Origin of the sequence: Ferrimonas lipolytica (assembly GCF_012295575.1) — a bacterium.
GTDB classification, from domain to species: Bacteria; Pseudomonadota; Gammaproteobacteria; order Enterobacterales; family Shewanellaceae; genus Ferrimonas; species Ferrimonas lipolytica.
The window spans coordinates 3,798,899-3,818,922 of sequence record NZ_CP051180.1; the positions used below are offsets into that span (position 1 = coordinate 3,798,899).

The window sequence follows — 20,024 nt, forward strand, 5'->3', positions numbered from 1 at the left end:
CAAGACCCCTTGGGGTTGTATGGTTAAGTGACTAAGCGTACACGGTGGATGCCTTGGCAGTCAGAGGCGATGAAGGACGTAGTAACTTGCGATAAGCGTAGATTAGGTAGTAACAACCGTTGAGTCTACGATTTCCGAATGGGGAAACCCACTTGCATAAGCAAGTATCATTAACTGAATACATAGGTTAATGAGGCGAACCTGGGGAACTGAAACATCTAAGTACCCAGAGGAAAAGAAATCAACCGAGATCCCCCTAGTAGCGGCGAGCGAACGGGGGTTAGCCCTTAAGCATTTTAGAAGTTAGTGGAACAAGCTGGAAAGCTTGGCGATACAGGGTGATAGCCCCGTACACGAAAACGACTTTAGTGTGAAATCGAGTAGGACGGGACACGTGATATCCTGTCTGAATATGGGGGGACCATCCTCCAAGGCTAAATACTCCTGACTGACCGATAGTGAACCAGTACCGTGAGGGAAAGGCGAAAAGAACCCCTGTGAGGGGAGTGAAATAGAACCTGAAACCGTGTACGTACAAGCAGTAGGAGCCCACTTGTTGGGTGACTGCGTACCTTTTGTATAATGGGTCAGCGACTTACATTCTGTAGCGAGGTTAACCGAATAGGGGAGCCGTAGCGAAAGCGAGTCTTAACTGGGCGTCGTAGTTGCAGGGTGTAGACCCGAAACCCGGTGATCTAGCCATGGGCAGGTTGAAGGTGCCGTAACAGGTACTGGAGGACCGAACTCACTAATGTTGCAAAATTAGGAGATGACCTGTGGTTAGGGGTGAAAGGCCAATCAAACCGGGAGATAGCTGGTTCTCCTCGAAAGCTATTTAGGTAGCGCCTCGTGTCTTACCATTGGGGGTAGAGCACTGTTTGGACTAGGGGGTCATCCCGACTTACCAACTCCATGCAAACTCCGAATACCAATGAGTACAATCACGGGAGACACACGGCGGGTGCTAACGTCCGTCGTGGAGAGGGAAACAACCCAGATCGCCAGCTAAGGTCCCAAAGTACTAGCTAAGTGGGAAACGATGTGGAAAGGCTTAGACAGCCAGGATGTTGGCTTAGAAGCAGCCATCATTTAAAGAAAGCGTAATAGCTCACTGGTCGAGTCGGTCTGCGCGGAAGATGTAACGGGGCTAAGCTAGTCACCGAAGCTGCGAATGCTTATTTATAAGCATGGTAGAGGAGCGTTCTGTAAGCCGTTGAAGGTGGATTGAGAAGTCTGCTGGAGGTATCAGAAGTGCGAATGCTGACATGAGTAACGTTAAAGGGAGTGAAAAACTCCCTCGCCGGAAGACCAAGGGTTCCTGTCCAACGTTAATCGGGGCAGGGTGAGTCGACCCCTAAGGCGAGGCCGAAAGGCGTAGTCGATGGGAAACGGGTTAATATTCCCGTACCGCTAATTACTGCGATGGAGAGACGGAGAAGGCTAGGCTAGCGCGGCGATGGTTGTCCGCGTTTAAGGTAGTAGGCTGTTCACTTAGGCAAATCCGGGTGAACATTAGGCTGAGAGCCGATGACGAGGTGCTACGGCACTGAAGTAGTTGATGCCATGCTTCCAGGAAAATCTTCTAAGCTTCAGGTAATTAGAGATCGTACCCCAAACCAACACTGGTGGTCAGGTAGAGAATACCAAGGCGCTTGAGAGAACTCGGGTGAAGGAACTAGGCAAAATGGTACCGTAACTTCGGGAGAAGGTACGCCGCTGACGGTGATGGAACTTGCTTCCTAAGCTATTGGCGGTCGCAGATACCAGGTGGCTGCAACTGTTTATCAAAAACACAGCACTGTGCAAACTCGTAAGAGGACGTATACGGTGTGACGCCTGCCCGGTGCCGGAAGGTTAATTGATGGGGTTAGACTTCGGTCGAAGCTCTTGATCGAAGCCCCGGTAAACGGCGGCCGTAACTATAACGGTCCTAAGGTAGCGAAATTCCTTGTCGGGTAAGTTCCGACCTGCACGAATGGCGTAATGATGGCCACGCTGTCTCCACCCGAGACTCAGTGAAATTGAAATCGCAGTGAAGATGCTGTGTACCCGCGGCTAGACGGAAAGACCCCGTGAACCTTTACTACAGCTTGGCACTGAACATTGAACCTACATGTGTAGGATAGGTGGGAGACTATGAAACTTTGACGCTAGTTGAAGTGGAGTCAATCTTGAAATACCACCCTTGTACGTTTGATGTTCTAACGTAGGTCCCTTATCGGGATTGCGGACAGTGCCTGGTGGGTAGTTTGACTGGGGCGGTCTCCTCCCAAAGAGTAACGGAGGAGCACGAAGGTTGGCTAATCACGGTTGGACATCGTGAGGTTAGTGCAAAGGCAGAAGCCAGCTTAACTGCGAGACAGACACGTCGAGCAGGTACGAAAGTAGGTCTTAGTGATCCGGTGGTTCTGAATGGAAGGGCCATCGCTCAACGGATAAAAGGTACTCCGGGGATAACAGGCTGATACCGCCCAAGAGTTCATATCGACGGCGGTGTTTGGCACCTCGATGTCGGCTCATCACATCCTGGGGCTGAAGTCGGTCCCAAGGGTATGGCTGTTCGCCATTTAAAGTGGTACGCGAGCTGGGTTCAGAACGTCGTGAGACAGTTCGGTCCCTATCTGCCGTGGGCGTTTGAGAATTGAGAGGGGCTGCTCCTAGTACGAGAGGACCGGAGTGGACGAACCTCTGGTGTTCCGGTTGTATCGCCAGATGCATTGCCGGGTAGCTAAGTTCGGAATCGATAACCGCTGAAAGCATCTAAGCGGGAAGCGAGCCTCGAGATGAGTTCTCACTGGAACTATAAGTTCCCTAAAGGGCCGTCGAAGACTACGACGTTGATAGGCAGGGTGTGTAAGCGTTGTGAGGCGTTGAGCTAACCTGTACTAATGACCCGTGAGGCTTAACCATACAACACCCAAGTGGTTTTGCGGATATCGCAGAGCTTGTGAGATTGTAGAGAAAGTCAGCTTACCAAATTTACGTTTTTTGTCTGATGACAATAGCGCTGTGGCCCCACCTGATCCCATGCCGAACTCAGTAGTGAAACGCAGTTGCGCCGATGGTAGTGTGGGAGTTCCCATGTGAGAGTAGGTCATCGTCAGACACTTATTTAGAGAAAGCCCGTTCCGAAAGGAACGGGCTTTTTCGTATCTGCACCAAAATGATTGAAGCTGCCACGACATGAGGCAGACTGCAGTTAGCTCGAAGCCCGCCCCGAAAGGAGCGGGCTTTTTCGTATCTGCGCCAAAATAGTTGAGGCCGCCACGACATCAGCTGGGCTACAGTTAGCTCGAAGCCCGCCCCGAAAAGGCGGCTTTTTTGCATTTCGACAGTTGTTAAGTAGTTAGTTAAGCGGTACTTAGGCTGTGATCTCAGTCTGAACCAGGCACAAGAGCGCTATTTGAAAATTGAGGCGCTATATCGCCAATTCGCTCAGGTTGGAGTTAGTCATCTCTCGCCAACTTGAATTATGAGGGTTATTTTCAAGCTCGGGTCGAATAAACGGTGAATTAGAACTGAGTAAGGCAGAAAATAGTCGCTGATGGAGTCGGGTATTCTTACCGTTTTAACGTGCTAATAAGTAACTCGGTATATTTTTTTGCTGCTTTATCGGTTCACTTTTTGTTTTTAGTGGGATAACACGGCAAAGGATCGATTATTAAAGTAACAATCCAGCACTTTATTTTCATTGTTTACAACTCCGCCTTGGGCTTGTAAGTGATCACTTACCATAAAAAGCTGTTGCGACTGGCCATCAGTTCGCTGACAGTTCTCGTTATTCTTCTCTAGAATGCGCGATATCTGTGGATAACTCTGTGGATTCTTGTGTGTTTGCTGTGTTGTTGCCCAGTCGGTTATTTAATTCAAATAAGCGCTTGCGGCAGCAAAGAATCTCCCTATAATGCGCATCTGTCGACGGGGCACAGTCACTTACCAAGTAAGTCGCTGAGCATTAAATCGACACTCGGAAAAGCCTTGAGAAATAGAGCTTGACGGGGAAATAGGAAAGCGTATTATACGCCTCCTGCTTCGGCAACGAAGCCAAGTTCGTAAGAACTGCTCTTTAACAATTTGTCAGACAATCTGTGTGGGCACTCACGTAGAATTGAGAAATCATCATTTTCTCGATATTTACTGAGTGACTATACGAAATTCAGTATTCATTGAGTGTCTAGCTCTTAGGAGTTGGACAAAAAATCAAATCTTTAATTGAAGAGTTTGATCATGGCTCAGATTGAACGCTGGCGGCAGGCCTAACACATGCAAGTCGAGCGGAAACGATGATGATGAACCTTCGGGGGATTCATTAGGCGTCGAGCGGCGGACGGGTGAGTAATGCTTAGGAATTTGCCCAGTCGAGGGGGACAACAGTTGGAAACGACTGCTAATACCGCATACGCCCTACGGGGGAAAGGAGGGGACGCTTCGGCACCTTCCGCGATTGGATAAGCCTAAGTGAGATTAGCTAGTTGGTGAGGTAAGAGCTCACCAAGGCGACGATCTCTAGCTGGTTTGAGAGGATGATCAGCCACACTGGGACTGAGACACGGCCCAGACTCCTACGGGAGGCAGCAGTGGGGAATATTGCACAATGGGCGAAAGCCTGATGCAGCCATGCCGCGTGTGTGAAGAAGGCCTTCGGGTTGTAAAGCACTTTCAGCGAGGAGGAAAGGTCAACGGTTAATACCCGTTGGCTGTGACGTTACTCGCAGAAGAAGCACCGGCTAACTTCGTGCCAGCAGCCGCGGTAATACGAGGGGTGCAAGCGTTAATCGGAATTACTGGGCGTAAAGCGCATGCAGGTGGTTTGGTCAGTCAGATGTGAAAGCCCCGGGCTCAACCTGGGAACTGCATTTGATACTGCCAAACTAGAGTCCTTGAGAGGGGGTAGAATTTCGGGTGTAGCGGTGAAATGCGTAGAGATCCGAAGGAATACCAGTGGCGAAGGCGGCCCCCTGGCAAGAGACTGACACTCAGATGCGAAAGCGTGGGGAGCAAACAGGATTAGATACCCTGGTAGTCCACGCCGTAAACGATGTCTATTAGGAGGTTGTTCCCTTGAGGAGTGGCTTCCAAAGCTAACGCATTAAATAGACCGCCTGGGGAGTACGGCCGCAAGGTTAAAACTCAAATGAATTGACGGGGGCCCGCACAAGCGGTGGAGCATGTGGTTTAATTCGATGCAACGCGAAGAACCTTACCTACTCTTGACATCCAGAGAAGCGACCAGAGATGGACGTGTGCCTTCGGGAACTCTGAGACAGGTGCTGCATGGCTGTCGTCAGCTCGTGTTGTGAAATGTTGGGTTAAGTCCCGCAACGAGCGCAACCCTTGTCCTATGTTGCCAGCACGTAATGGTGGGAACTCATGGGAGACTGCCGGTGATAAACCGGAGGAAGGTGGGGACGACGTCAAGTCATCATGGCCCTTACGAGTAGGGCTACACACGTGCTACAATGGTCAGTACAAAGGGTTGCCAACTAGCAATAGTGCGCTAATCCCATAAAGCTGGTCGTAGTCCGGATTGGGGTCTGCAACTCGACCCCATGAAGTCGGAATCGCTAGTAATCGTAGATCAGAATGCTACGGTGAATACGTTCCCGGGCCTTGTACACACCGCCCGTCACACCATGGGAGTGGGCTGCAAAAGAAGTGGGTAGTTTAACCTTTCGGGGAGGACGCTCACCACTTTGTGGTTCATGACTGGGGTGAAGTCGTAACAAGGTAGCCCTAGGGGAACCTGGGGCTGGATCACCTCCTTAAACGACATGATTACTTGTTTTGCGCTGAGTGTTCACACAGATTGTCTGAAATCATTAAGTCTTTGACTTAATGATTTTGGCTCGTTGTTCATTTATGAATGACATGCTCTTTAAAAATTTGGAAAGCTGATAAAATTTTCTCGAGAAACTGTAAGAGTTTCTAAATAAACAATCTTACAAGTGTCTAAAGATATCCGGCGTTACACCTCCTACCCGGAGCGTGTAACTAACGAAAACATTTGGTTGCGGCATATTACTAACAATGACTTGCAAGTTGTTGTCAGTATTGCGAAAGCAAGACCCCTTGGGGTTGTATGGTTAAGTGACTAAGCGTACACGGTGGATGCCTTGGCAGTCAGAGGCGATGAAGGACGTAGTAACTTGCGATAAGCGTAGATTAGGTAGTAACAACCGTTGAGTCTACGATTTCCGAATGGGGAAACCCACTTGCATAAGCAAGTATCATTAACTGAATACATAGGTTAATGAGGCGAACCTGGGGAACTGAAACATCTAAGTACCCAGAGGAAAAGAAATCAACCGAGATCCCCCTAGTAGCGGCGAGCGAACGGGGGTTAGCCCTTAAGCATTTTAGAAGTTAGTGGAACAAGCTGGAAAGCTTGGCGATACAGGGTGATAGCCCCGTACACGAAAACGACTTTAGTGTGAAATCGAGTAGGACGGGACACGTGATATCCTGTCTGAATATGGGGGGACCATCCTCCAAGGCTAAATACTCCTGACTGACCGATAGTGAACCAGTACCGTGAGGGAAAGGCGAAAAGAACCCCTGTGAGGGGAGTGAAATAGAACCTGAAACCGTGTACGTACAAGCAGTAGGAGCCCACTTGTTGGGTGACTGCGTACCTTTTGTATAATGGGTCAGCGACTTACATTCTGTAGCGAGGTTAACCGAATAGGGGAGCCGTAGCGAAAGCGAGTCTTAACTGGGCGTCGTAGTTGCAGGGTGTAGACCCGAAACCCGGTGATCTAGCCATGGGCAGGTTGAAGGTGCCGTAACAGGTACTGGAGGACCGAACTCACTAATGTTGCAAAATTAGGAGATGACCTGTGGTTAGGGGTGAAAGGCCAATCAAACCGGGAGATAGCTGGTTCTCCTCGAAAGCTATTTAGGTAGCGCCTCGTGTCTTACCATTGGGGGTAGAGCACTGTTTGGACTAGGGGGTCATCCCGACTTACCAACTCCATGCAAACTCCGAATACCAATGAGTACAATCACGGGAGACACACGGCGGGTGCTAACGTCCGTCGTGGAGAGGGAAACAACCCAGATCGCCAGCTAAGGTCCCAAAGTACTAGCTAAGTGGGAAACGATGTGGAAAGGCTTAGACAGCCAGGATGTTGGCTTAGAAGCAGCCATCATTTAAAGAAAGCGTAATAGCTCACTGGTCGAGTCGGTCTGCGCGGAAGATGTAACGGGGCTAAGCTAGTCACCGAAGCTGCGAATGCTTATTTATAAGCATGGTAGAGGAGCGTTCTGTAAGCCGTTGAAGGTGGATTGAGAAGTCTGCTGGAGGTATCAGAAGTGCGAATGCTGACATGAGTAACGTTAAAGGGAGTGAAAAACTCCCTCGCCGGAAGACCAAGGGTTCCTGTCCAACGTTAATCGGGGCAGGGTGAGTCGACCCCTAAGGCGAGGCCGAAAGGCGTAGTCGATGGGAAACGGGTTAATATTCCCGTACCGCTAATTACTGCGATGGAGAGACGGAGAAGGCTAGGCTAGCGCGGCGATGGTTGTCCGCGTTTAAGGTAGTAGGCTGTTCACTTAGGCAAATCCGGGTGAACATTAGGCTGAGAGCCGATGACGAGGTGCTACGGCACTGAAGTAGTTGATGCCATGCTTCCAGGAAAATCTTCTAAGCTTCAGGTAATTAGAGATCGTACCCCAAACCAACACTGGTGGTCAGGTAGAGAATACCAAGGCGCTTGAGAGAACTCGGGTGAAGGAACTAGGCAAAATGGTACCGTAACTTCGGGAGAAGGTACGCCGCTGACGGTGATGGGACTTGCTCCCTAAGCTATTGGCGGTCGCAGATACCAGGTGGCTGCAACTGTTTATCAAAAACACAGCACTGTGCAAACTCGTAAGAGGACGTATACGGTGTGACGCCTGCCCGGTGCCGGAAGGTTAATTGATGGGGTTAGACTTCGGTCGAAGCTCTTGATCGAAGCCCCGGTAAACGGCGGCCGTAACTATAACGGTCCTAAGGTAGCGAAATTCCTTGTCGGGTAAGTTCCGACCTGCACGAATGGCGTAATGATGGCCACGCTGTCTCCACCCGAGACTCAGTGAAATTGAAATCGCAGTGAAGATGCTGTGTACCCGCGGCTAGACGGAAAGACCCCGTGAACCTTTACTACAGCTTGGCACTGAACATTGAACCTACATGTGTAGGATAGGTGGGAGACTATGAAACTTTGACGCTAGTTGAAGTGGAGTCAATCTTGAAATACCACCCTTGTACGTTTGATGTTCTAACGTAGGTCCCTTATCGGGATTGCGGACAGTGCCTGGTGGGTAGTTTGACTGGGGCGGTCTCCTCCCAAAGAGTAACGGAGGAGCACGAAGGTTGGCTAATCACGGTTGGACATCGTGAGGTTAGTGCAAAGGCAGAAGCCAGCTTAACTGCGAGACAGACACGTCGAGCAGGTACGAAAGTAGGTCTTAGTGATCCGGTGGTTCTGAATGGAAGGGCCATCGCTCAACGGATAAAAGGTACTCCGGGGATAACAGGCTGATACCGCCCAAGAGTTCATATCGACGGCGGTGTTTGGCACCTCGATGTCGGCTCATCACATCCTGGGGCTGAAGTCGGTCCCAAGGGTATGGCTGTTCGCCATTTAAAGTGGTACGCGAGCTGGGTTCAGAACGTCGTGAGACAGTTCGGTCCCTATCTGCCGTGGGCGTTTGAGAATTGAGAGGGGCTGCTCCTAGTACGAGAGGACCGGAGTGGACGAACCTCTGGTGTTCCGGTTGTATCGCCAGATGCATTGCCGGGTAGCTAAGTTCGGAATCGATAACCGCTGAAAGCATCTAAGCGGGAAGCGAGCCTCGAGATGAGTTCTCACTGGAACTATAAGTTCCCTAAAGGGCCGTCGAAGACTACGACGTTGATAGGCAGGGTGTGTAAGCGTTGTGAGGCGTTGAGCTAACCTGTACTAATGACCCGTGAGGCTTAACCATACAACACCCAAGTGGTTTTGCGGATATCGCAGAGCTTGTGAGATTGTAGAGAAAGTCAGCTTACCAAATTTACGTTTTTTGTCTGATGACAATAGCGCTGTGGCCCCACCTGATCCCATGCCGAACTCAGTAGTGAAACGCAGTTGCGCCGATGGTAGTGTGGGAGTTCCCATGTGAGAGTAGGTCATCGTCAGACACTTATTTAGAGAAAGCCCGTTCCGAAAGGAACGGGCTTTTTCGTATCTGCGCCAAAATAATTGAGGCTGCCACGACATGAGGCAGGCTGCAGTTAGCTCAAAGCCCGCCCCGAAAGGAGCGGGCTTTTGTCATTTATATAGTGGAAAAAGTTGAGCAGAAGTAACCGCTTTGCTGCGCCAACACGTATGCTAGTCCAAGTTGAACATAATGAAGACAGGGAAAGGCATGCATATAGAAATGATTTGCACCGGCGAAGAGGTGTTATCAGGGCAGATCGTTGATACTAATGCGGCATGGGTCGCTCAACGTTTGCTTGATACTGGGCTTGAGTTTCATTCGAGGATCACGGTAGGTGACCGTATGGATGATCTGGTCGCTGCTTTTTCGAACCGCGCAGGGCGTGCTGATGTGGTGTTAGTCAATGGTGGTCTAGGCCCCACCATTGATGATCTATCTAGTGAGGCTATGGCCATAGCAATGGGAGCTGAATTAGTTCTGCATCAAGGCTGGCTTAAGACCATGACCGATTGGTTCGAGAAAAATGGTCGAGTAATGCCAGACAGTAATATTAAACAGGCGATGCTGCCTGCCGGTGCAGTGATGATTGATAATCCTGTTGGTACGGCATGTGGGTTTCGTGTGCTGTGGCAAGGCACGTGGTTTGTGTTTACACCGGGTGTGCCATCGGAGCTTAAAAAGATGGTTGATGATGAAATTTTGCCGTGGCTAGTGCGAGATTTTTCTATCACATCGCCTTCGCAGTTATACCGCCTACTTACTACCGGACGGGGTGAATCAGCGCTTGCTGAACAGCTTGGGCAAGTGGCTTTGCCAGATGGCGTCGATCTTGGCTATCGCGCCTCGTTGCCGTATATCGAGATTAAGTTGATGCGTCGCGGTGAGATCAGCGAGGAACGCTGGCTCAAACTTATTGATGATATTCGTGTGGCGTTAGGCGACTCATGGTTAGGGGACAATGTTTATAACGTTGCTGAGGCATGCCATCAGCTATTACTCGAACAAGGTAAGACAGTTGTAACCGCAGAGTCCTGTACCGGTGGTATGGTAGCGAGCAACCTTGTTGATATCGCTGGTAGCTCGGCTTACTTACTTGGCGGTTGGGTTACTTATAGCAATCAGGCTAAGCAGCAAGAGCTTGGTGTTGGCGCTAATACCTTGGCAGAGTATGGGGCTGTTTCGATGCAGGTTGCGGTAGAGATGGCTCAGGGAGCGCTGCAGAAGCTTGATAGTGACATAGCTATTAGCATTACCGGCATTGCTGGGCCAGATGGTGGCACTGAGGATAAACCGGTAGGCACGGTAGCATTTGCTCTAGCGCACCGGGGTGGCTATGTTGCGCAAATACTTCGGGTAGGTACCAAGCGCCATGGACGTGACGGGATCCGTAAGTTATCGGCAACGGTGGCGCTGGATATGATCAGGCGCCACCTTCGCGATGAGCCGTTACTTGCCGATTACGGTTTCTTTAAGCGGATTGATAGCAATCAGGGCTGAAGTACAAACTCAAGTTTACCGGGTGATACCTTTAGTTCACGACCAAACTTGCCAATGAGTTCTTGGCGCCAATCGGTGTTATCCAAGCTGTAGATTGGTTGGTTTTGTAAGATTGCGCCCACCCACTCTCCGGTTTGCATTCCGATAGGTTTGAGGATGCTCTCGACCTGACTTGGGCTTGCTGAGATATCAGCAAGCTCTACATCCTTTAGGTAGATAGCTTGCTCAACTGGGTCGTAATAAGGCCGCGCTTTGAAGCTAAGGCTGATCCCAGCCCGCAATGGGATAATGGGGGTATTGAGTTTGAGCCGTGCGCTACTGGTAACTGACACAGTATCGGCTTCGTCACCGATATTAACCTCAGTATCACCGAGTACCAGATCAACCCCGAGATCCTTATTACCCTCGCTGACATGCTGCTGGCGAAGCTGTTTATTTAGGTAACCTTCCAGTTCGCCTTCAGTAATGCTGTAACTGGTTGAACATGCTGCCAGCAAGGCACTGGCAGCAATGAGTAGTGCTCTGGTTCGTTTCATCATTATCCCGTATTACGCAATCCAGCGGCAATACCTGCCATGGTTAGCATTAATGCCTGGCGTAAGTGTTCACTATCCTGTTCTTTCCGAACTCGTAACAAAAGTTCTGCCTGTAGGAAGTTTAGTGGATCGATGTAGGGGTGACGCAGTGCAACTGACTCTTTGTTCCATGGTGTCGAGTCCATTAATCCTTGTGCTTGGGTTATATCCAATACGCACTCTATGCCTAATTGCAGCCGTTCCCGTAGTTTTTCACCGAGGTGATGTAAGTCCTCGCTAACCAGCAACTGTTCATAGTAACGGGCTAGGTTTGGTTCTGCCTTGGCGTATACCATCTCGAGCATCGATAAACGTGTGCGGAATAGTGGCCACTGGTTGAACATCTCACGTAAGGTGTCGCGATGTCCCTGTTCAAGCAAGACGGTTAACCCTTCCCCTGCACCTAACCAAGCCGGGAGGTTGAGGCGGTTTTGGGTCCACGCAAAGATCCACGGTATCGCGCGCAGGGACTCAACACCACCATCGGCTTTACGTTTGGCTGGCCGGCTTCCCAGTGGCAGTGCCGATAGCTCTTGTTCAGGTGTCGCGGCGCGGAAGTAAGGCACAAAGTCCGGTTCTTGCCATACCATCTGACGATATGCCGCAACGGAGTGAGCGGCGATCTCGTCCATCATCGTACGCCACTCGGCTTTGGGTACCGGCGGTGGTAGCAATGTAGCTTCTAGTACTGCAGAGGTGTACAGAGCCAGACTTTGTACCGCTACCTTTGGCACGCCAAATTTGAAGCGGATCATTTCGCCCTGTTCGGTTACCCGGAGGCGACTGTCTACTGAGCCCGGTGGTTGCGATAAGATTGCTTCGTGTGCTGGGCCGCCACCTCGACCTATGCTGCCGCCGCGGCCATGGAATAGCGTCAAGGCGATATCAGCTTGTTGAGCCACTTCAACCAAGGCCTCTTGAGCACGGTATTGAGCCCATGATGCCGCCATTACTCCCGCATCTTTGGCTGAGTCAGAATAGCCAATCATCACCTGTTGACGGCCGCGGCAATAACCGCGGTACCAATCGATGCTAAACAGTTTCGCCATTGCGTCACGGGCGTTATCAAGATCGCTTAGGGTTTCGAACAATGGCACGATGCCGATTGGGAAGGTGCAATGACACTCTCTGAGCAACAGTGCCACCGCCAGTACATCGGACGGGGTGGTTGCCATGGAGATAACGTAGGAACCAAGTGCTTCTTCACTCTGTTCGGCAATCATCTTGCAGGTATCAATTACTTCTTGTGCGTCCGCGCTGGCATTCCAGTTGTGTGGGAAGAGTGGGCGCTTACATGATAGCTCCCGCAGCAAGAAACTCTGTTTCTCCTCCTCTTGCCAGTGGTTGTAATCACCTAGGCCGAGGTAACGAGTCACTTCGGCTAGCGTATCGGCGTGACGATCAGAGCTTTGACGAATGTCGACTTTAACTAGGGTACAGCCAAAGCTGTGGACGCGACGGACGGTATCCAACAGTAGGCCGTTAGCAATTAGGTGCATGCCACAATCATTGAGACTGTTGTATGCCAACAGTAGTGGCTCAAGCAAATCGCTCTTGGTCCAGATCAGTGCACTTTGATGGATCTCTGGATTGTGTCCGTCTACTCGTTGCTCAAGGTAGTTAATGGTCGCCTGGAGACGGCTGCGTAACTGACGCAGTAGTTCACGATAGGGTTCGCGACACTCGCCGGTTTGTACCAGCAGTGCTTGAGTCGCCTTAGACATCGACAACTCTCGGATAAGCTCATTGAGATCATCCATATAAAGGTTGGCCGCAGTAATACGGTTGCGCAGTAGTACCTCTTCAGTGATGCGAGCAGTAACGAATGGGTTGCCATCGCGATCGCCCCCCATCCAGCTCGAAAAGCGTACCGGCGCGATATGTGGGGGTAACTGTTGGCCGGTTTGCTGCTCTAGCTGCTCGCTGAATTGGCGCAAAAACTCTGGAATCGCATGCCACAGGCTCGCTTCTACGGTTGCCATACCCCATTGGGCTTCATTGACAGGCGTCGGTCGCTCATCACGCATCTCGTTAGTGTGCCAAATCTGCGCAACCAGCTGTCGGATCCGCAATTTGTTGCGAGCCACTTCTTGTTCGGTCAGCTGCGTGTTTTCTTGTTCACCTAGGCTGGCGATGAGCGACATGTATTTATTAATGAGCGTACGACGGGTGATCTCAGTCGGGTGGGCGGTGAGCACCAGATCAACTTCGAGCTTTTCTAGTTCCGAGATTAACTGTTCAGGCGCTAACTTTAACTTGCCGTTGAGGAGTCGGCCCAATAGCAGCTCGACCGGATCTGGTACGCAAACTAGTTCGTCGCAGTTACGGGAGACGGAGTGGAACTGCTCAGCGATGTTAGCCAGATTGAGGAACTGGTTGAATGCGCTAGCAAAAGGAATGAGTTCATCGTCGTGGAGGTCACCTAACATTTTAAGCAACTGGTCACGGGCGTGTTCATCACCATTACGCGAGGCTTTCGAAAGTTTACGAACAGTTTCGATACGATTTAGAAACTCACTGCCCAGTTCCGCTTCCATGGTATCACCAAGAATCGTACCCAATAAATGTACGTTAGAACGAAGCTGCGTATACATATCCGCCATCTTTTCCTCTTCCCTAAACTTGAGATTCAACTAACCGATACTGTGGCCTGAGCAACTTATGGTCAAGTCGTATCGGGTAAATAACCAAGATTAACTCGGCCCGCACATGTAATTTTGATACAGAAATGAAACTAAAAAACCTCGCCGATTGAAATATAACTATTCACAAGGCTTGCATGGATAGTCATTATCAAATAATCTGCACCTGTGTCTTTTGATGAACCAGATGTTGAATATGATTTTTATTTTATCTACTTCCAAACTGCGACGACGATAATCCCCGCCTTTCTTGCTTTGGGTCAATGGTTCAAAGCGATTCTTTCTCTACGTTTAATCTTCAAACCGAATTTTCCGCAAGGAGTACGACCATGGTTAAGGTCGCGGTAATTGGTGCATCTGGGTACACCGGCGCAGAATTGGCACGCCTGATTCAACTGCATCCCCAATTTGAGCTAACGCATTTGTATGTCTCCGCAGGGAGTGTTGATAAAGGTAAGCCGTTAGCGCAGCTTTATCCAAACCTGATTGGCACGGTTGACCTACCACTGTTGCCATTGGATGAAATGGCTCTGGCGCAGTTAGGTAACCAAACCGACGCGGTTTGCCTAGCACTGGATCACCTGATTAGCGCGGAGCTTGCACCCAAGTTATTAGCGCTAGGGTTGGTGGTTTTCGATCTCTCCGGTGGTCATCGTTTTGCTGACGCCAGTGTGTACTCAAACTTCTATGGTTTTGAGCATCCAGCACCAGAACTCCTTACCACTGCAGCCTACGGCTTGGCTGAATGGCAAGCAGAACGCATTAGCGCTGCCAATTTGATTGCGGTGGCTGGTTGTTATCCAACAGCATCGCTATCGGCTTTAAAGCCACTGAAACAGGCCGGATTAATTAGTGATGGCAGCCGTCCAGTGATTAATGCGGTTAGTGGTGTAACTGGTGCAGGACGTAAGGCAACTATTAACAACAGTTTTTGCCAAGTAAGCCTTACTCCCTATGGCGTGCTTGGGCATCGCCATCAGCCTGAAATTGAGTTGCAACTCGATCATGAAGTGGTGTTCACCCCTCATTTGGGGGCGTTCAAACGCGGCATTCTAGCCACTATTACTGTACAGGTGCCGAACGGCACAACAGCCGCTGATATCGACGCTGCATACAGCTGTTACAACGACAGCTCAGTAGTACAACTACTGCCAACTGGGCAGTGGCCGAAAATCGATGATGTAGCTAATACTCCCAACTGTTTGCTGAGCTGGAAACTGGATGCAGAGCGTGGCGTATTGGTTGTAGTTAGTGCAATAGATAACTTACTTAAGGGCGCGGCAAGCCAAGCGCTCCAGTGCATGAATATTCGCTTTGCTGTGGAGAGTGGGTTATGAAACCGATAATTATTAAGGTTGGCGGAGCATTGTTGGATTGTGATGTCGGCATCGAACGGTTGTTTACGACTCTAGTTGAACTTAAGCAGGCGGACTGGCAACCAGTCTTAGTGCATGGTGGTGGCTTGTTGGTGGATCAGCACTTAACTGCACATGGCTTCACCACCAGCAAACACCAAGGCTTGCGGGTTACACCTGCTGAGCAGATCCCCGTGGTTGCAGCAGCGCTCGCCGGCGGCGCAAACTCTACTTTGGTTGCAGCAGCTATCGCAGCAGGCTTAACGCCGGTAGGTCTATCGTTGGCTGACGGTGGCATGACTACTGCGGTACAAATGAATGAGGTGTTGGGCATGGTTGGTGAGGTTGAGCCTGCGAATGCAGCTTTACCTGAAAACTTACTTGCACTTGGGATGATGCCAATCATCTGTTCGATTGCGGTGAATAACAACGGGCAGCGCCTCAACGTCAATGCCGATCAGGCTGCTACCGCGTTGTGCCAATTGTTAAAGGCGCCATTAGTGTTGTTGTCAGACGTTTCTGGTGTGCTGGATGGTAAAGGCAAGTTGATACCGAACTTGGGCCCAGAGCTTGCGGCAACGCTAATTGAGCAAGGCATTATCGAAGGTGGTATGCAGGTTAAAGTTGATTCCGCCTTGGCAGCGGCTAAAGCCATTAATAACCGGGTATTGGTAGCCAGTTGGCGTTACCCAGAGCAATTAGCCGGATTGGTTCGAGGTGAACCGGTCGGCACTGTGGTTGAGGCATAAGGAGATGACCATGAACCATTTTTTAACCATTAATGATATCTCCCAAGCGCAGATCCTAGAGTTGATTGCGCTGGGAAAGCAGCTCAAAAAAGACTACCAGCCTCACAGTCAGGCATTGGCTGGCAAAAGCATCGTAACTCTGTTTGAAAAACCGAGCCTGCGTACTCGGGTTAGCTTTGATATTGGCATCAATAAATTGGGCGGTCACAGCCTTTATCTTGATCAACAAAATGGCGCGCTCGGTGAGCGTGAGTCGGTGAAAGATTTTGCCCTGAATCTGTCCCGTTGGTGTGATGGCATTGTGGCACGAGTCTTTAGCCACCGTAGCCTAGAGCAGTTAGCTGAGTATGCCACGGTACCGGTAGTGAACTCGTTGTCCGATCTGTACCACCCTTGCCAGGGCATGGCCGATTTTATGACCCTGTCTGAACATCACCATGATTTAAGCAAAGTTGCGCTGGGTTATGTCGGTGATGGCAACAATGTTACCCATTCATTAATGATTGCCGCTGCCAAATTGGGTGCGAAGATGGTGGTGGTTTGCCCTCCCGGTTGTTTCCCCGATGGCGCTGTCGTTCAGCAATGTCAACAACTAGCAAAGCAACACGGTGGAGAGCTGTTGTTGTCGAATGAGGTTAGTGCTCTTGAAGGAGTGGACTGCCTCTATGCCGATACTTGGGTATCGATGGGTGATGACACGCCGTTGGCACAAGTAAAACAGAAATTTATGCCTTACCAAATTAACCAACAATTATTGGATCAAACTGGAGCAACCTCGGTGCTGCATTGTCAGCCCGCGCATCGGGAATATGAGATAAGTTCGGAAGTGATGGACGGCCCTCAATCACTGATCTTTGACCAAGCAGAGAACCGGATGCATATCCAAAACGCCATTTTATTAACACTTCTTAAGGATTAGACAATGACTCAGATTAAAAAGGTTGTACTGGCTTATTCAGGCGGATTGGACACATCGGCGATCATTCCATGGTTAAAAGAACAATACGATTGTGAAGTAGTTGCCTTCGTTGCTGATGTTGGCCAGGGGGCAGAAGAGTTGATTGGGGTGGAAGACAAGGCCAAGCAGTCTGGTGCGTCCGCGTGTTACGTGGTTGACCTTAAAGAAGCCTTTGTCGCTGATTACGTTAATCCTATTCTGCAGACCGGCGCATTGTATGAAGGAACCTATTTGCTAGGCACTGCCATGGCGCGGCCAATCATCGCCAAAGCGCAGGTTGAGTTAGCGCTGGAGATTGGTGCCGATGCGGTTTCCCACGGCTGTACTGGTAAGGGGAACGATCAGGTTCGGTTTGAATCGACCTATGCCGCTTTGGCTCCACAGCTTAGTGTTATCGCCCCGTGGCGGGAGTGGACCATGCAATCTCGGACTGATCTGCTTAACTACCTAGCCAGCAAGAACATTCCTTGCAGCGCTAGTGCCGAGAAAATCTACAGTCGTGATGCCAACGCTTGGCATATCTCCCATGAAGGCGGAGAGCTGGAAGATCCGTGGTGTGAACCAACGGAGCAGGTGTGGACTTGGAGCAAGTCGCCGGAGCTGGCACCGGACAAGGCACAATATGTATCCCTCGGTTATCAGGCTGGTGTATTGACCAGTGTCGACGGCCAGCAGCTATCGCCGTACGACGCGTTAAACCAGTTGAATGAGATTGCCGCTGAGCATGGCGTCGGCCGTATCGATATTGTTGAGAATCGCTTGGTGGGGATGAAGTCTCGCGGTTGTTACGAAACCCCAGGCGGAACCGTGATAAACGCTGGTCTTCGTGGCTTGGAGACCATGGTGCTTGATAAGGCGTCATTCAAGCTGCGTGAACAGCTTGGACTCGAGTTTTCCCACGTTCTTTATGATGGTCGCTGGTTTACGCCGGTAGCTAAGGCACTGTTGGCGGCTTCGCAAAGTTTGGCAGAACCTTTGACTGGTGAGGTAGTGGTTAAGCTCTATAAGGGGCAGGCAACAGTAACTCAGCGTCAAAGCGTTAATTCGCTCTATTCTGAAGCCTTCTCTACCTTTGAAGAGGACGAAGTGTATAACCAGAAACACGCAGAGGGATTCATCCGTCTGTTTAGTCTTTCAAGCCGGATCGCTGCGACGGCGAAGGAGTAACAGCATGTCATTATGGGGAGGCCGGTTCGCCGGTGCCGCGGATCAGCGGTTTAAGTTGTTTAATGATTCGTTGCCAGTGGATTTTCGCTTAGTACAGCAAGATATTACCGGCTCCATCGCTTGGGCAGGAGCGCTTAAGCAGGTGGGTGTGCTGGATGAGCTTGAGTATGGCTCATTGGTGCATGCCCTTAATGACTTAGCTGAGAATGTTACCGAAGAGCAGATCTTAGCCTCTGGTGCGGAAGATATTCACAGCTTTGTTGAGGGATCGTTGATCGCCAAAGTTGGCGACTTAGGTAAGAAACTGCATACCGGCCGCTCGCGTAATGATCAGGTTGCCACCGATCTTAAGCTGTGGTGCAAAGAGCAGGGCGAAGAGGTGCTGGCAGCGCTGCTAAAGGTGCAACAACAGTTATTGGTGCTAGCGAGCCAAGAAGCGCAAACGGTGTTGCCGGGGTACACTCACCTGCAACGGGCGCAACCGGTAACCTTCGGCCATTGGTGTTTGGCTTATGTTGAGATGGTTGAGCGTGACCTTACTCGTGTTAGCGACGCCCTCAAAAGATTGGATACTTGTCCGTTGGGCAGTGGTGCTCTGGCAGGTACAGCTTATAACGTCGACCGTCAGGCACTGGCCCAAGCACTTGGTTTTGCTCGTGCCAGTAACAACAGCTTGGATTCGGTTTCCGATCGTGACCACGTTATCGAACTGTGCAGTGCCGCAGCGACTTCGATGATGCACCTCTCTCGGTTAGCGGAAGATATGATCTTCTATAACAGTGGCGAGGCGGGCTTCATTGAATTGGCTGACGCCGTTACCTCTGGCTCCTCGTTGATGCCGCAGAAGAAAAATCCTGATGCGCTGGAGCTGATACGGGGCAAGTCTGGCCGTGTGTATGGGTCATTGGTTGGTATTTTGACCACTATGAAAGCCCTACCAATGGCCTATAACAAGGATATGCAGGAAGACAAAGAAGGCTTATTTGACGCTGTAGATACTTGGCTGATGTGTCTTGATATGACGGCCCTAGTACTGGAAGGGGTTAAGGTTAACAAGGCTCGTAGTCTGGCTGCAGCACAACAAGGTTATGCGAATGCCACAGAGCTGGCGGATTACTTAGTCTCCAAAGGAATGCCATTTCGTGAAGCGCACCATGTTGTTGGTGAGGTCGTGCTGGCGGCCATTGAAGCAGGCAAAGCGCTGGAGGAGTTTACCCTTGAGCAGATGCAAAGCTTTAGCAGTATCATCGACAGCGACGTGTATCAGCACCTGACTATCGATGCCACCTTAGCTAAGCGGGTAGCGCAGGGTGGTACCTCGTTGGATCAAATCGCTAAGGCGTTGGGTAACCAGCAATCACAAGAGCCAGCAGACAACGTTAATGTTGCCTTGGATCAGATCCAAGAGCGCCTTAATGCTCACAAGGCGGAGTTACTATCGGTTCGCCCAGCTAAACTGTCCGATGTTGACCAAATTAAGGTTATCAATGATTTCTGGGCACAGAAGGGAGATACCCTACCGCGCAGCCGAGATCAGATCTTGCAAGATATTCTAGACTTCTCTGTTGCCGAGCTGGATGGTGAAGTGGTGGGTTGTGCCTCGCTCTATATCTATGAAACTGGCTTAGCAGAGCTTCGCAGTGTTGGGATCAGCCCTAATCATCACAGCCAGGGGCAGGGCCGTGCCTTGGTGGATTACATGCTTAAACGCGCGCGTGATCTCGAGCTGGAGAAGGTGATTGTTTTGACCCGAGTACCAGGCTTCTTTGGTAAGGTTGGCTTTACCGATACCAGCAAAGAAAGCTTGCCTGAAAAGGTGATGAAGGATTGCGAGTTGTGCCCACGCAAACACGCCTGTGATGAAGAAGCGATGGAATACCATTTCGTCTAATTGC

General features: G+C 50.4%; 8 protein-coding genes and 5 rRNA genes. 11 read left to right on the forward strand and 2 right to left on the reverse strand.

What is annotated here, in order from left to right; translation table 11 throughout:
- The first annotated feature begins 21 nt into the window (after positions 1 to 21).
- The 6 genes from HER31_RS17275 to HER31_RS17300 all read left to right on the forward strand — a co-directional run bounded on the left by HER31_RS17275 (position 22) and on the right by HER31_RS17300 (position 10,683).
- Positions 22 to 2,910, forward strand: a 23S ribosomal RNA gene (locus HER31_RS17275).
- Positions 2,911 to 2,991: 81 nt separating this feature from the next.
- Positions 2,992 to 3,106, forward strand: a 5S ribosomal RNA gene (gene rrf / locus HER31_RS17280).
- Between the two features lie 1,103 nt (positions 3,107 to 4,209).
- Positions 4,210 to 5,765: ribosomal RNA gene (locus HER31_RS17285) — 16S ribosomal RNA — on the forward strand.
- A 316-nt stretch (positions 5,766 to 6,081) separates the two neighbouring features.
- Positions 6,082 to 8,970 (forward strand): 23S ribosomal RNA (locus HER31_RS17290).
- A gap of 81 nt (positions 8,971 to 9,051) precedes the next feature.
- Positions 9,052 to 9,166, forward strand: a 5S ribosomal RNA gene (rrf, locus tag HER31_RS17295).
- The 16S, 23S and 5S rRNA genes sit together here, the layout of an rRNA operon.
- 227 nt (positions 9,167 to 9,393) lie before the next feature.
- Positions 9,394 to 10,683: a CinA family nicotinamide mononucleotide deamidase-related protein gene (locus HER31_RS17300; protein ID WP_168662511.1), complete on the forward strand. Its 1,290-nt coding sequence runs from the start codon at positions 9,394 to 9,396 to the stop codon at positions 10,681 to 10,683.
- On the opposite strand, the gene HER31_RS17305 is transcribed toward HER31_RS17300, so the two are convergent.
- Both HER31_RS17305 and ppc read right to left on the reverse strand, forming a co-directional pair.
- The gene (locus HER31_RS17305) at positions 10,674 to 11,219 is read right to left on the reverse strand and encodes a YceB family lipoprotein (RefSeq protein WP_168662513.1); all 546 of its coding nucleotides are present in this window, start codon (positions 11,217 to 11,219) and stop codon (positions 10,674 to 10,676) included. The two genes, HER31_RS17300 and HER31_RS17305, sit on opposite strands and share 10 nt — an antisense overlap.
- A 2-nt stretch (positions 11,220 to 11,221) precedes the next feature.
- A complete protein-coding gene (gene ppc, locus HER31_RS17310) occupies positions 11,222 to 13,861 on the reverse strand; it encodes a phosphoenolpyruvate carboxylase (RefSeq protein WP_168662515.1) in 2,640 nt (879 codons plus the stop codon).
- Positions 13,862 to 14,229: 368 nt separating this feature from the next.
- Between ppc and argC the strand changes: the two genes are divergently transcribed.
- Genes argC through argH form a run of 5 tightly spaced genes read left to right on the forward strand, consistent with a single transcriptional unit; the run spans position 14,230 to position 20,020 of the window.
- Positions 14,230 to 15,237 carry an N-acetyl-gamma-glutamyl-phosphate reductase gene (gene argC, locus HER31_RS17315; protein WP_168662517.1) on the forward strand — a complete coding sequence of 336 codons (1,008 nt, stop codon included), beginning with the start codon at positions 14,230 to 14,232 and terminating at the stop codon, positions 15,235 to 15,237.
- The gene (argB, locus tag HER31_RS17320; RefSeq protein WP_168662519.1) at positions 15,234 to 16,004 is read left to right on the forward strand and encodes an acetylglutamate kinase; all 771 of its coding nucleotides are present in this window, start codon (positions 15,234 to 15,236) and stop codon (positions 16,002 to 16,004) included. Before argC ends, argB begins: the two co-directional genes overlap by 4 nt.
- Positions 16,005 to 16,014: 10 nt before the next feature.
- Positions 16,015 to 16,923, forward strand: a complete 909-nt coding sequence (locus tag HER31_RS17325; RefSeq protein ID WP_168662521.1) for an ornithine carbamoyltransferase — start codon at positions 16,015 to 16,017, stop codon at positions 16,921 to 16,923.
- Between the two features lie 3 nt (positions 16,924 to 16,926).
- The gene (locus HER31_RS17330; protein ID WP_168662523.1) at positions 16,927 to 18,129 is read left to right on the forward strand and encodes an argininosuccinate synthase; all 1,203 of its coding nucleotides are present in this window, start codon (positions 16,927 to 16,929) and stop codon (positions 18,127 to 18,129) included.
- 4 nt (positions 18,130 to 18,133) lie between these two features.
- Positions 18,134 to 20,020, forward strand: a complete 1,887-nt coding sequence (argH, locus tag HER31_RS17335) for an argininosuccinate lyase (protein ID WP_168662524.1) — start codon at positions 18,134 to 18,136, stop codon at positions 20,018 to 20,020.
- Positions 20,021 to 20,024 lie beyond the last annotated feature (4 nt).

Bases quoted from the DNA above. Each gene is read 5' to 3' on its own strand.
- HER31_RS17330 (WP_168662523.1), top strand. From the start codon at position 16,927: ATGACTCAGATTAAAAAGGTTGTACTGGCTTATTCAGGCGGATTGGAC.
- HER31_RS17325 (WP_168662521.1), top strand. From the start codon at position 16,015: ATGAACCATTTTTTAACCATTAATGATATCTCCCAAGCGCAGATCCTA.
- HER31_RS17300 (WP_168662511.1), top strand. From the start codon at position 9,394: ATGCATATAGAAATGATTTGCACCGGCGAAGAGGTGTTATCAGGGCAG.
- argC (WP_168662517.1), top strand. From the start codon at position 14,230: ATGGTTAAGGTCGCGGTAATTGGTGCATCTGGGTACACCGGCGCAGAA.
- ppc (WP_168662515.1), bottom strand. From the start codon at position 13,861: ATGGCGGATATGTATACGCAGCTTCGTTCTAACGTACATTTATTGGGT.
- argB (WP_168662519.1), top strand. From the start codon at position 15,234: ATGAAACCGATAATTATTAAGGTTGGCGGAGCATTGTTGGATTGTGAT.
- HER31_RS17305 (WP_168662513.1), bottom strand. From the start codon at position 11,219: ATGAAACGAACCAGAGCACTACTCATTGCTGCCAGTGCCTTGCTGGCA.
- argH (WP_168662524.1), top strand. From the start codon at position 18,134: ATGTCATTATGGGGAGGCCGGTTCGCCGGTGCCGCGGATCAGCGGTTT.